This is a genomic window from Andreprevotia sp. IGB-42 (genome assembly GCF_009848685.1).
GTDB lineage: Bacteria > Pseudomonadota > Gammaproteobacteria > Burkholderiales > Chitinibacteraceae > Andreprevotia.
Genome location: NZ_WXTX01000008.1, coordinates 73,303 through 83,844 on the forward strand (window position 1 = coordinate 73,303; position 10,542 = coordinate 83,844).

The following is a 10,542-nucleotide window of genomic DNA, read 5'->3' on the forward strand; positions in this document are numbered from 1 at the left end:
ACGGAATTGCTCCCTTTTTGATACTTTTTTGGTACTCACGCCATACTGCCCAGCAGCTGTTGGTGGCTCTGCACCCGGCTTTGAATGATCAGTGGGCCTTGATCCTCGCCCCGTGTGGTCAGTGCCCACACCCCGGCGCAGGCCGCATCGAACAAGTCATCGCCGAACTTGCTGTCTGCCATCCGGAATGTGGCGTAGCTGGTGCGGCTCTCGCCCTGCTTGATGTTCCCCAGTTGCCGGACGAAGGTGCTCCAGTCGCCGTCGCGCGGGTCGTAGTTCGACAGGCTGGGCGGGGTCCAGATCACATTCGCCGCAGTGCTGGAGCGGCAGGCCTCGGTGCCATCATCGAAGTACGGTATCGCTGCCTGGCTGTTGTGGAACGCCGCGCGCAGTACGCTGGCCATGCTGTGCTTCACCTGCCCGTCGAACCGGATAGGGGCAAACGCCCACGATCGCCAGGTGGTGGCCGTACTGTCGCCATCGCCAAAGGTGCGCCGATCGATGCTGGTCAGCCCGCGGCTGTACAGCAGATCATTCAGCGAGGTTAGCATCCCCAGCCCGTAGGCATCGCCCATTGCGTAATCCGGGTTGAAGTAGCACCAGAACCCGAACAAATCACGCATTACCACCGCGTCATCGGTGCCGGCCGGCCACGTCTTCACGAAGGGAAAGGTGAGGTAATTGCCTATCTGCTCGGTAACCGTGAGCGCTGACCTTGATGCATTGGCGCTTTCACCATGGCCGCTGTGGTCGTAGCCGAACGCCAACAAGCCCCGCTTCTTGTAGCGCGCACCAGGTAGCGGATCCGCGCGCTCCAGTCCGGCTGCGGTGCCTGCGGCCATGGCCTTGCGGATGTACTTTTCCCAGATCCAGTTCTGAGCGGCGACGTTGCGACAGAGAAATTGGCGGATGAACTCGCCCTCGGGCATCTGGCTACGCATCTCCAGCATGAATTTCTCGTTGAGGATGCCCAGCTCGATGCCAAGGTAAACATCGACCGGGGTGAGCAGGTGGTATTGCTTGGTATCGATCAGCGCCTGCAGGACGTCGGCGCCCTTGAATACCCCAGTGATGCGGACGCTGGGCTTGAAGCTGGCGGTGCCGGGATCCACCCCCATGCGGCGTGCCGAGCCCAGCATCGGCATGAAGCGCGACATCAGCCGGTCCTGCGGCATGTCATCGGTCTCCTCGAGCGAGGCGATGGTGAGCGCATCGCCGTCGATCTGGCTCATGATCCCGTATGCCGAGGCCTTGGAGTGGTTCACGAACTGGTAACCGGTGTCGCGCAGCTGCTCGCGGCCGCCCTTGACCATGATGTAGCTGGACAGGATGTCGCTGCGCCTGATCGCATCGATGTGATACGTGAGGTTGGTCTGGCTTTGCTGCATGCGCGGCGCCACGATGCCTTCTTCCTGATATGGCGTCGTCGCGAGCTGTTCCAGGCAATGCATTTCCTTCACGGCGGTTTTGCCGGTACGTCGGCAGCTCACATCGATGGTGTTGGCGTGCTGGTCCATTTCCTGCATTTTCAGCACCTGGACCGGATCCAGCTCCACGTTATGGATGTGCTTGTGCCAGAGCACATGCGGACGGATACCGGTGCCGGCGTCGACACGGGCAAAGCGCTGGATCTCGACCTCGGCGCGATTGGCGGACTGGACGCGTTGCGCGCGGGTGACGCGTTCAGCCATCGTTGCCGCCGTTTTGCTGCTGGTACTCGATCAGGATGGGATCGCTGTCGCGTCGCTGGCTGGCTTGGGCGATCTTGTCGGCAAGCGTGCCCAGTGCGTCTGCCTGCTTGGTGATGAACTCGCTGATGGCGCCCTGGTTGCCCACATCCTTGAGCCGGCCCAGCTGCTGCTCCTCGCGTTCGTGCACTTTGGGCGTCATGGCGAGGTCGGCCAGGCTCAGGTTGTTGCGGCTCAGCAGCTCGGCCAGCACCTTCAGCAGCGGATGGCTTTTCACTTCCTGGATAAGCACCTGGTCACCGGTTTGTGGATCCAGATACTGCGCAAGATGGAAGCCGCCTTCTTTATCGTGGTACCAGGCTGGGTGTCGCAGTGTCACGCCGTCGGCGAGAATGGTCTGCAGCGTCTGCTGGATGATGGCCAGCGTAGCGGCCTGCATGCCGGAAAAGATGCCGGTGAGCTGCGAGGGGTCGCGTTGCTCGAAAGCGGCGTGGGTTTGCATGAACAAGACGGTCTGCTTCTCGCACGCCGGCTGCTCGCTGCAGTAGTAGCGATCGATGGTGCAGCTGCTGCAGAAGCTGTAGCCGTCTGGTTTGGCCGGGAAGTAGGTGGCGGTCTTGGCATGGATGCCGTGCTTCATCGCATTGAAGCGCGTACGGCGAGCTTCCTCGGGCGTAGGGTGGCCGTCGAGGTTGGCAGCTGTCGCCGCTTTGCCTTCAGCCGTCCGCGGGCCCGTAGCATTGGCCCAGGCCTTCATCAGTGCGCGTTCATGGGGCGCCTGCAGGCACTCGGCGCCGCACACGCAGTGGCTCATGTATTCGTAGGGGTGATGCGGCCGGTCAGGCGCATCCATCACCTGGGAAGGTTCGGCTTTGAAGGTCTGCCCGCATCCCCGGCACTGGAAGGTGATCTGGGACTGGGGCTTGGAGAGGTCGCGCTTTGCCATGCTGGGCATCATGCAGGCACAGCGCCAGCCAAAAAAGGCCCCAAAAACGCCGGCTCAGCGCGGGCGGTGCGCCTTCACCACGCGCTTGATATGGTCGATGGTGAGCTCGGTGCGCATGTTGCTACGGAGCGCGCGCTGAATCTCTGCCGGCGTGTTGCCTGCCTGATCGAGCGCGGTGATGTAGCGGTCGCGCTCGGCACGGATCCAGCTTTTGTACGAGCGCATTTTCACAAACACCATGCCGTTGTCGGCCCGGGGCAGCTCCTCGCACTGGTCCAGCGTGCGCCAGAGTTCAAGGAACGCATCCACCCCGATGCGCGCCGCAATTTGCAGCCAGATCGGCTGCATGCGCATCTCGGCCAACTGGCCGAGGCGCGGGTCTGGAACTTCAGAAGCATTGCAGTTTTCCAGGTACCCACCCCCCCCACAGGGGGTCAGGGGCACCTTACGCCGACCCCCCACCCCTGTTGTAAGGGAGGGGTGAAGGGGGTGTGAGCCGTCCATTCCGTCGATGCTACTGCGCTTTTCGTGCTGATCCTGCACTGATGCTCTCCAAGGGCAATGCGGGTTGGGCGGGTGTGCTGCTGACGGCTACTGCGCTTTCCTGCAAGACCACGCAGTAGCCACCCATCCGATTTAGCCTGTTATTGAAGGGACTTTGCAGGGCATGCGCGGGCCCCCACCACCATTGGTATTTAGACACATTGCTGATACGGGCTATAGAACTTGTATACATCAGACTGGACCCGTAAACGGGGGTCTCTGCTGTGCATCCAAGCGCCGCAGCAGCTCGGAGGCAGGCGTGCGGATCTTGGATAGCGGGTTCGCTCGATCGACCGATGCAGTGCGCTTGTTGATGGCCAGGTGCAGGTAGATCAACGTCGACTGGTGAGAGCTGTGCCCCAACAGGTCGCCAGTCTGATCGAGAGGGACATCCGACTCGGTCAGCTCGGTGCCGAAGCGGTGGCGCAGTGAGTGTGGGTGCAGATCTGCTTCTGGGACACCTGCCCGAATACCATAGCGCCTGATCATTTCCTGAACACCGCGATGGCTGAGCCGCCTGGCATCGCCATGGAATTCATGCGCGGGTATGCGTGAGTTGCGGGTTGATATCCACATGGGGCGGTCGCCGTTGGGCAGGGCAGCATCGATGTGCTCATGGAGTGGATGTTCCAGGTAAACCCGCAGTAGCAGCTCAGCCTCGCGCGGTACCGGCTGCAGGCGCTCCTTATCGCCCTTCTCAAGCACCCGCAACGCCAGGCGTTTTTGCTTCTTCAGTTCGTACTCGACCAAGCACGACCTGTTGAGCGCGACCAGGCCAGCCAGTCGGAAGCCGCAGCCAGCGATCAACGAGATCATTGCCGCATCACGCACACCCTCGAAGGTGCCGAGGTCAGGCTGGGCGATCAGCGCCTCGAGGTGGCCCAGGGATATCACCCGGGGCAGCGGCTTACCCGCTTTGGGATAGGGCAGGTTTTCTGCTGGGTTGAAATCGCCCAGGTAACCACACCGGTCCAGCCAGGCGTAGAAGCCCCGGATACAAGCCACGTACGGCACACGGCTGCGGGCATGCAGGCCGAATGCCTTGTTCAGATGCAGACCAGTAAACACCAGCAACTCATCTTCGGTACACGCGCAAGGATCGCGCCCGGCCAGCCAGTCGCGGAAGCGATACAGGATATCGGTGTAAGCGGCACCAGTGCGCTCGGCCCGCCCTTCGTTGGTCTTCTTGAATTCAATAAATCCGGCGATCAGTACGTCCATGGGGCCTCATGCGGGGGGACCAGGGGGAAAACACACCCATGATCCGTGGATTGGCGTCTCGTCAATTATAACCCTTTGTTTTATAGGTTATTTATCCGTTTCGCATTCCATGAAAAACCCGTGGATCACATGCACAACCTGTGGACAGTCTAATGTAAGTTTAAAATATTCATGGAATATCCCCATTTACCTGTGGAATGCCATTACCCCTTTTATCTATCTCTATCTCTTTGTTTTAAATAAAAAAAGATAGATATAGAAAGGAAGCAATCACGAAACTGACAAATGTAAATCCGTGGAATATTAAGCGATATCCATGGAAAAAAAGTTAGACCTGTGGGGCACTTATTTTAACGAATCAATAGGTTATGACAATCGTAAGCGACAATCCACAGGTTATTTTGCGCTGCGGTCCTTTTTCTCGCGGGAAAGTAGTCGCGCTGTCTCGGGCTAGGGGTTTTGTAGGAAAATTCCAAAAGTCGTGGGTATAGCCCCCGCACTCGCTGCTGCCGAAGGCTAGGCGCTGTGTTTTTCTTTGGGGGGAGCGGGGGGACGACGGCAAGAGGGCGAAAAACTCGCTTGGCCAGGTGCATAGTTGCAGTCGCCGGCGTGCGCCGGCGACGGCTATTTGATCTCTAGCAATGAGAGCCGAAGGCTCAAAAGGAAGCGTATGTGGTTCGAAGCATCAAACCCGTGGTTCCAAATAGTCGCCACAGGGCTAGTCGCAGCTGTAGCAGGCCCCATGGTGACCGTCGTCCATGGGTGGATCAAGGAGCGAAAGAGTGACGGGCGCGAAAAGGTTTACGCTTCACTGCAGCTGATAACAGCTCTTGAGCAATACACGCTGGACGTAGCCCAACTGGTCGCAGATCTGGACGATGCCGAGTTTGAGGCGAGCCAAGAACATGACTACGCGCCGTTTGCAAAGATAAAGCAGGTTCGTTATGAGCCTCCTTCAGACGTGGATTGGCGTTGGATTGGAGCGAAGGAAATCCAAGACGTCCTGTCGCTGCCCAATAAGATCAAGTACATGAAGGCTGAGCTCAACAGCATGAATGAGTGGGCAGACCCCTTCCAAATGTCAGACTTTGATGGCGCGGAATCGAGCGCATTGGCTCTGCAGGCATGGGAAACCGCGGCAAGAATCCGGAAGTCCGCACGCCTCCCCAAGGCCGATTATTCGATAGGAAAGTGGAAATTCTTGGAGACGCTTACCCAGCGCCGTGACGACCGGATAGCGCGGATGGCAGAGGCCGAGAAGAAAGGTGGCAACGACATCTAGCGTGCCCCTACCAGCCGTTTCCGAAGGTCTAAAACAAGCCACCCATGGCCAGCGGCTCGAAGTTGGCGATTACCAGCTCCCCAAAGCTCGCCCTCTGGCCCAGATCCCGGCCGTTGGCCACGCTGTATTTCAGCTCCAGGCTCTCAGTCCAGAAGCCGCTGAAGGCTACCCGGATCTGCGGGTGATCGTTGATCGAGACCAGAACCTTGCCCTTGCAATCGCGCATAAAGCTGGCCATCTGCAGGTAGTTCTCGTATGGGAAATCGACTCCGTAGCCCTCGGTCTCCCAATAGGGCGGATCCAAGTAAAACAGCGTGTGGGGCCGGTCGTACTTCTTCACGACATCGAGCCAAGCCAGGTGCTCGATGTACACCCCATTGAGGCGCAAGTGGGCGCTACTCAGGTTCTCCTCGATGCGCAGCAGGTTCAATGCCGGCGCCGTGGTGGCGGTACCAAAGCTCTGTCCCTCCACTCGTCCACCAAATGCGTGCTGCTGCAGGTAGAAGAAGCGCGCAGCGCGCTGGATGTCTGTGAGGGGGTGAGGGGGAGTGTCCTGCAGCCAGTCGAACACCTGGCGGCTGGAAAGCGCCCACTTGAACTGTCGGACGAACTCCTCGAGGTGGTGCTGCACCACGCGGTACAGGTTCACCAGTTCGCCATTGATGTCATTCAGAACCTCGCATTTGACCTGCGATGGCCGCATGAAGAAAAGGGCCGCACCGCCGGCGAAGGCCTCGACGTAGCACTCATGGGGTGGAAACAGTGGGATTAGCTTATCGGCCAGACGACGTTTGCCGCCCAGCCAGGGAACGATTGGATTGGCTACCATCGTTTGCTCCTGGGGAGGGCGCTCGTTGGCGCTCGGGGGTTGGGGCCGTAGCCCTGAATATGCTTGTGCCTCGGCATCGAGGGCACTTGATGGTCAGCCAGGTGAACTGTCCTTCTGCCAACTTCTTACTGCAGTGTACGCAGCGGATCTCGTTCATCGGGGGGCATTTTTCGTTCCGCAAAGTGCCTTGGAGTGTAATAGATTCGGGGCCTAAAAGCCGCCAACTTTGACGGTTTTGCGGAACGTGAAACCGGCTGTAGCCCGCATAAATGCTAGATTCCACGCTGGACTTAAAATCCCTCGCCTAACGGTGTGCCGGTTCGACCCCGGCTCGGGGCACCATCAAATAACGGCGTGAGTTGTAGCTCCGCGTGGGCTGCGAACTGCGTCGTGTCATTTCCGCATCTATGGGTGAATTAGCCCTTGTCATTGCAGGCCCATCGCGAGGGCTGTGCGAGCTTCCTGAGTTTCTTCCTGACGCCGGTTTCTGCCATCTGCGGACAAGGGCACCTTCATCGCGGATGAAATCAGCCACACCGGCGCGCCGGACAAGCTCACCATCCGCGCCAGCAGCGCGGACTTTGCCAGCGGCCTGCTCATGCAGCGCGAGCGCTCGTTCCACGGCAAAACGGTAGGGGAGATCGTGCAGACCCTCGCCAAGGTGGCCAAGCTCTCGCCGGTGGTGGCGCCGGCGCTCGCCCGCCAGGTGGTCGACCACATCGACCAGACCAACGAGAGCGATGCAAACTTCCTCACCAGGCTGGCTGGCCAGTTCGATGCCATCGCCACCGTCAAGGCAGGGCGCCTGCTGTTCGCGCCCATGGGCGCCGGGCTATCCGCCAGCGGCAAGCCGTTGCCGGCCGTGCACATCACCCGGCAAAGCGGCGACAGCCACAACTACAACGTGGCCAACCGGGACAACTACACCGGCGTGTGCGCCACCTACCAGAACACCAAGAAAGGGAAAAAGGGCGAGGTCATCATCGGGGAGCGTAGCAACCTGAAAACCCTGCGCCACGTGTACGCCACGCAGAAGGCGGCGGAGAGGGCAGCAAAAACCAACTGGAACCGCATCCAGCGCGGCGTTGCCGAGTTCGGCATCACGCTGGCCATCGGCCGCCCGGAGCTGTTCCCGGAACTGCCGGCCGCCGTTGCCGGCTTCAAGCCCGCCATCGATAGCACCAGCTGGATCATCACCAAGGCAACGCACACGCTTGCGGACAGGCTGGGCACAGTGCTGGAGTTCGAAACCAGGCTTGATGATTTGGGTGAGTAGTTGTTTTACTTTAGTAAAACAATATGCTTTACTTGTCTTTAGTTAAACCAGACCAAGTTTCTCATATGACCGTCGCTACACTGCGCCGCTCGGGCGGCTCGTTGATCATGACCATCCCGGCCTCGTTTGCCGAGCAAAACCACCTGACTGCGGGTGCGCCTGTCAATGTCACGGTGGTGGGTGATACCTTGACCGTACAGGCTACCAAGCGCCGCCGGTACGATGTATCCAGCTTGCTGGCCGAAACCCCGCCAGAACTGATGAGCGCCCCGGGTTGGGACAACCTGCCGCCGGCCGGCCAAGAGGTGTGGTAAGTGTTCAATCCAGGCGACATCATCCACCTCGATTTTGATCCTGCATCCGGCAGGGAAATGAAAGGACCGCACTTCGGCTTGGTGCTCTCCCTGCGTGCGTTCAACAACTCCGGGCTGGCCGTGGTTTGCCCGATCACCCAAGGCGCACAGGCCCAAGCGCGTGATGGTGGCTTTGCCGTATCGCTGATGGGCTGTGGTACCGAAACGCAGGGCGTTGTACTCAGCCACCAGACCAAGACGCTCGATCTGCGCAGCCGTGGCGCCAAGAAGCGCGAGCAGGTGCCGGATTACCTGCTGCAAGATGTCCTGGATCGTTACCGCTCCATTCTGCCCGAGTGATTACCATGCATGCCACCAACATCATGAGCTACAAGGGCTACGGCGCGCGCATTGAATACAGCGCGGAAGATGAATGCTTCTACGGCCGGGTGCTGCTGAGCAAGGACGTGATCCTGTTCGATGCCACCAGCGTAGAAGGCGTGAAAGCTGCTTTTGCTGGTGTGCTCGATGACTACGTTGCGTTTTGCAGGCAGCAGGGGCACCAGCCCAAGTAACCAGATTGCTGTGAAAAGCATCCAGCGTAGTGTTGCCGAGTTCGGCATCACGCTGGCCATCGGCCGACCGGAGTTGTTCCCCGAGCTGCCAGCACCCGTTGCCGGTTTCAAGCCGGCCATCGGTTGCACCAGCTGGGTTATCATCAAGGCCACCAACACGCTTGCCGAAGGCTTGGCACTGCCCTTGAGTTTGAAATCCAGCTTAACAGGATTTGCAGCAGCAGCGCTCGCAACACGTGTTCGGGTGGAATCGACGGGCGGCCGGTATGTGAATAGCGCTCATCGAACATCGCGCTCATGTTGGCGAGGATGCCAGCGACCAGTAGGCGCAAGCGGCGCAGTGGGTGATCGGCGGGAACGCGGCGCGCCAGGCTGACGTAGCTGAACATCGACGACTGGGGATTCTCTTGGCCGCGCATGGGAAATGGGAAAAGTAGAGGGCTGGTTTGAGGCGAAATTCTGCCTCAACCTCCGCCAGAAGCAAGGGGCGGCGAGTTTCTCACCAGCCTGCTAAGGTGGCCTTTGCTTCAAAAGCCTGCCATTACAACGTAACCAACCATCTTTTCAAGTAATCCTCCGCAAATCGCTTACCCCACCGGCTTCTTCCCATAAGCCTCATCAAACAACCCCTCCAACCCCGCATGACTGCCGCGTAGCCCGTCGATCACCGCCTTGGCCCAGTCGAAGTATTCAATGCGCCGCACTAGCGGCCAATCAGCGGGTGGGCTGTTGGCCATGTCGCGCAGGTTGCAGATCTTGTCTGCCAGCTTGACCAGCCTGGCGGCGGTGCTGAGGTGCGGGGCGTGGTCGATCTGCAGTTGTTTGCGCTGTTGCTTGGGCAGGCTGGTGTCGTCGGTCACTTCCAGCACGATGCCGAGGATGACTGGACCGAACAGTGCGCTGATTTCCTCCCCGGTGGTTGCCGTATCTTCGATGGTGTCGTGCAACAGCGCGGCGATGATGGCGTTTTCGTCGTCGATGCCGGCTTCATTGGCCAGTACGTGGGCGAGTGCCAGCGGGTGGTTGATGTAAGGCGATTGCACCTGATCCTTGCGGCGCTGGTCGCGGTGCTTGTTGGCGGCAAAGTGTGCGGCCTGGATGATCTTGTTCATCGGTTCCCCTGTTGTGATACGGCTGCAGTGCGATGCCGGGCGGGTAACGGCGGTTGAGGCAGCGCCGGCCTGCCGGTAGCATCGGCTCACTCTTCAATTATGGATCGCTGCCGCGTTGCCGGTGGCGGCAAACGCTGGCAATAAAGTCAGGTTACGGGGAATGCCATGTGGTTGTACGTGCTGGACTTGATCGGTTGTGCGGTGTTTGCGGTGAGCGGGGCGCTGGCGGCGGGCCGGGCTGATCTGGATTTCCTTGGCGTGATGGTGATCGCCACCATCACCGCCATCGGTGGCGGCACGGTGCGCGATGTGCTGATGAATCGCCACCCCATCTTCTGGATGCGTGATCCGCGCTACCTGTACCTGACCTGCATCACCGGCCTGCTTACCGTGGCCTATGTGCAATTCTGGCCGGTGCCGGCCAATGCCTTGTTGATTGCCGACGCGCTGGGGCTGGCGCTGTTTGCCCTGTGTGGTGCACAACTGGCAGGGCGGGCGGGGCACAAGGCCATCATCGTGGTGCTGATGGGCACGCTTACCGGCACCGCCGGCGGGGTGATCCGTGATGTGCTCAGTACACATGTGCCGCTGATCCTGCGCAAGGATATCTATGCCTCTGCAGCCATACTGGGTATCGGCATCTACCTGCTGCTGAAAGCGTTGCGCGTGCCGGAGGGCTGGGCGTTTGGCGCGGGCTTCGTGGTGGTGGCAGGCATGCGGCTGCTGGCTATCGTGTATGGCTGGCAGTTGCCGGTGTTCCATTTTTCCGCCGGTTAG

The 10,542-nt window shown here is 59.8% G+C and carries 14 protein-coding genes and 1 pseudogene; 6 read left to right on the top strand and 9 right to left on the bottom strand.

Going from position 1 to position 10,542, the window contains the following annotated elements; translation table 11 throughout:
- Positions 1-35: 35 nt before the first annotated feature.
- From IGB42_RS13360 to IGB42_RS13375, 4 genes are all read right to left on the bottom strand, one after another.
- A complete protein-coding gene (locus tag IGB42_RS13360; RefSeq protein WP_174764214.1) occupies positions 36-1,691 on the bottom strand; it encodes a hypothetical protein in 1,656 nt (551 codons plus the stop codon).
- Positions 1,684-2,634: a hypothetical protein gene (locus IGB42_RS13365; protein WP_159672404.1), complete on the bottom strand. Its 951-nt coding sequence runs from the start codon at positions 2,632-2,634 to the stop codon at positions 1,684-1,686. Before IGB42_RS13365 ends, IGB42_RS13360 begins: the two co-directional genes overlap by 8 nt.
- Positions 2,635-2,688: 54 nt before the next feature.
- Positions 2,689-2,982, bottom strand: a complete 294-nt coding sequence (locus IGB42_RS13370; RefSeq protein WP_159672407.1) for a hypothetical protein — start codon at positions 2,980-2,982, stop codon at positions 2,689-2,691.
- 387 nt (positions 2,983-3,369) lie between these two features.
- Positions 3,370-4,398, bottom strand: coding sequence for a tyrosine-type recombinase/integrase (locus tag IGB42_RS13375; protein ID WP_159672409.1), 1,029 nt, complete (start codon positions 4,396-4,398; stop codon positions 3,370-3,372).
- A 742-nt stretch (positions 4,399-5,140) separates the two neighbouring features.
- On the opposite strand from IGB42_RS13375, the gene IGB42_RS13380 reads away from it, so the two are divergent.
- Complete coding sequence (locus tag IGB42_RS13380; protein WP_159672412.1) at positions 5,141-5,680, top strand: hypothetical protein; 540 nt, start codon at positions 5,141-5,143, stop codon at positions 5,678-5,680.
- A 28-nt stretch (positions 5,681-5,708) separates the two neighbouring features.
- Here IGB42_RS13380 and IGB42_RS13385 read toward each other — a convergent pair whose 3' ends face one another.
- From IGB42_RS13385 to IGB42_RS22240, 3 genes are all read right to left on the bottom strand, one after another.
- A complete protein-coding gene (locus tag IGB42_RS13385; RefSeq protein ID WP_159672415.1) occupies positions 5,709-6,509 on the bottom strand; it encodes a DNA adenine methylase in 801 nt (266 codons plus the stop codon).
- Positions 6,454-6,666 (bottom strand): Com family DNA-binding transcriptional regulator, encoded by a 213-nt coding sequence (locus IGB42_RS22675; protein ID WP_159672417.1) that lies wholly within the window; start codon positions 6,664-6,666, stop codon positions 6,454-6,456. The genes IGB42_RS13385 and IGB42_RS22675 overlap by 56 nt, the downstream gene beginning before the upstream one ends.
- A 269-nt stretch (positions 6,667-6,935) precedes the next feature.
- Positions 6,936-7,109: a hypothetical protein gene (locus IGB42_RS22240; RefSeq protein WP_236822581.1), complete on the bottom strand. Its 174-nt coding sequence runs from the start codon at positions 7,107-7,109 to the stop codon at positions 6,936-6,938.
- Between IGB42_RS22240 and IGB42_RS13395 the strand changes: the two genes are divergently transcribed.
- The 4 genes from IGB42_RS13395 (at position 7,108) to IGB42_RS13410 (ending at position 8,653) form a co-directional block, all read left to right on the top strand.
- Positions 7,108-7,785 carry a contractile injection system protein, VgrG/Pvc8 family gene (locus IGB42_RS13395; RefSeq protein WP_374705052.1) on the top strand — a complete coding sequence of 226 codons (678 nt, stop codon included), beginning with the start codon at positions 7,108-7,110 and terminating at the stop codon, positions 7,783-7,785. The genes IGB42_RS22240 and IGB42_RS13395 overlap by 2 nt on opposite strands.
- A 65-nt stretch (positions 7,786-7,850) precedes the next feature.
- The gene (locus tag IGB42_RS13400) at positions 7,851-8,099 is read left to right on the top strand and encodes an AbrB/MazE/SpoVT family DNA-binding domain-containing protein (protein WP_159672430.1); all 249 of its coding nucleotides are present in this window, start codon (positions 7,851-7,853) and stop codon (positions 8,097-8,099) included.
- Positions 8,100-8,438, top strand: coding sequence for a type II toxin-antitoxin system PemK/MazF family toxin (locus IGB42_RS13405; RefSeq protein ID WP_159672432.1), 339 nt, complete (start codon positions 8,100-8,102; stop codon positions 8,436-8,438).
- Between the two features lie 5 nt (positions 8,439-8,443).
- A complete protein-coding gene (locus IGB42_RS13410; RefSeq protein ID WP_201799934.1) occupies positions 8,444-8,653 on the top strand; it encodes a hypothetical protein in 210 nt (69 codons plus the stop codon).
- 200 nt (positions 8,654-8,853) lie between these two features.
- Here the strand turns inward: IGB42_RS13410 and IGB42_RS13415 are convergent.
- Together IGB42_RS13415 and IGB42_RS13420 are read right to left on the bottom strand one after the other, a co-directional pair.
- Positions 8,854-9,072 (bottom strand): annotated as a pseudogene (locus IGB42_RS13415) (IS5/IS1182 family transposase); the annotation flags it as partial.
- 168 nt (positions 9,073-9,240) lie between these two features.
- Positions 9,241-9,765, bottom strand: a complete 525-nt coding sequence (locus tag IGB42_RS13420) for an HD domain-containing protein (RefSeq protein ID WP_159672434.1) — start codon at positions 9,763-9,765, stop codon at positions 9,241-9,243.
- Between the two features lie 165 nt (positions 9,766-9,930).
- Here IGB42_RS13420 and IGB42_RS13425 point away from each other — a divergent pair, with 165 nt between their 5' ends.
- The gene (locus tag IGB42_RS13425; protein ID WP_159672436.1) at positions 9,931-10,542 is read left to right on the top strand and encodes a trimeric intracellular cation channel family protein; all 612 of its coding nucleotides are present in this window, start codon (positions 9,931-9,933) and stop codon (positions 10,540-10,542) included.

Excerpts from the sequence above, each read along its gene's own strand:
- IGB42_RS13395 (WP_374705052.1), top strand. The coding sequence starts at position 7,108 with ATGCAGCGCGAGCGCTCGTTCCACGGCAAAACGGTAGGGGAGATCGTG.
- IGB42_RS13425 (WP_159672436.1), top strand. The coding sequence starts at position 9,931 with ATGTGGTTGTACGTGCTGGACTTGATCGGTTGTGCGGTGTTTGCGGTG.
- IGB42_RS13365 (WP_159672404.1), bottom strand. The coding sequence starts at position 2,634 with ATGGCAAAGCGCGACCTCTCCAAGCCCCAGTCCCAGATCACCTTCCAG.
- IGB42_RS13370 (WP_159672407.1), bottom strand. The coding sequence starts at position 2,982 with ATGCAGCCGATCTGGCTGCAAATTGCGGCGCGCATCGGGGTGGATGCG.
- IGB42_RS22240 (WP_236822581.1), bottom strand. The coding sequence starts at position 7,109 with ATGAGCAGGCCGCTGGCAAAGTCCGCGCTGCTGGCGCGGATGGTGAGC.
- IGB42_RS13360 (WP_174764214.1), bottom strand. The coding sequence starts at position 1,691 with ATGGCTGAACGCGTCACCCGCGCGCAACGCGTCCAGTCCGCCAATCGC.
- IGB42_RS13385 (WP_159672415.1), bottom strand. The coding sequence starts at position 6,509 with ATGGTAGCCAATCCAATCGTTCCCTGGCTGGGCGGCAAACGTCGTCTG.
- IGB42_RS13400 (WP_159672430.1), top strand. The coding sequence starts at position 7,851 with ATGACCGTCGCTACACTGCGCCGCTCGGGCGGCTCGTTGATCATGACC.
- IGB42_RS13380 (WP_159672412.1), top strand. The coding sequence starts at position 5,141 with ATGGTGACCGTCGTCCATGGGTGGATCAAGGAGCGAAAGAGTGACGGG.
- IGB42_RS13410 (WP_201799934.1), top strand. The coding sequence starts at position 8,444 with ATGCATGCCACCAACATCATGAGCTACAAGGGCTACGGCGCGCGCATT.
- IGB42_RS13375 (WP_159672409.1), bottom strand. The coding sequence starts at position 4,398 with ATGGACGTACTGATCGCCGGATTTATTGAATTCAAGAAGACCAACGAA.
- IGB42_RS13420 (WP_159672434.1), bottom strand. The coding sequence starts at position 9,765 with ATGAACAAGATCATCCAGGCCGCACACTTTGCCGCCAACAAGCACCGC.
- IGB42_RS22675 (WP_159672417.1), bottom strand. The coding sequence starts at position 6,666 with ATGAACGAGATCCGCTGCGTACACTGCAGTAAGAAGTTGGCAGAAGGA.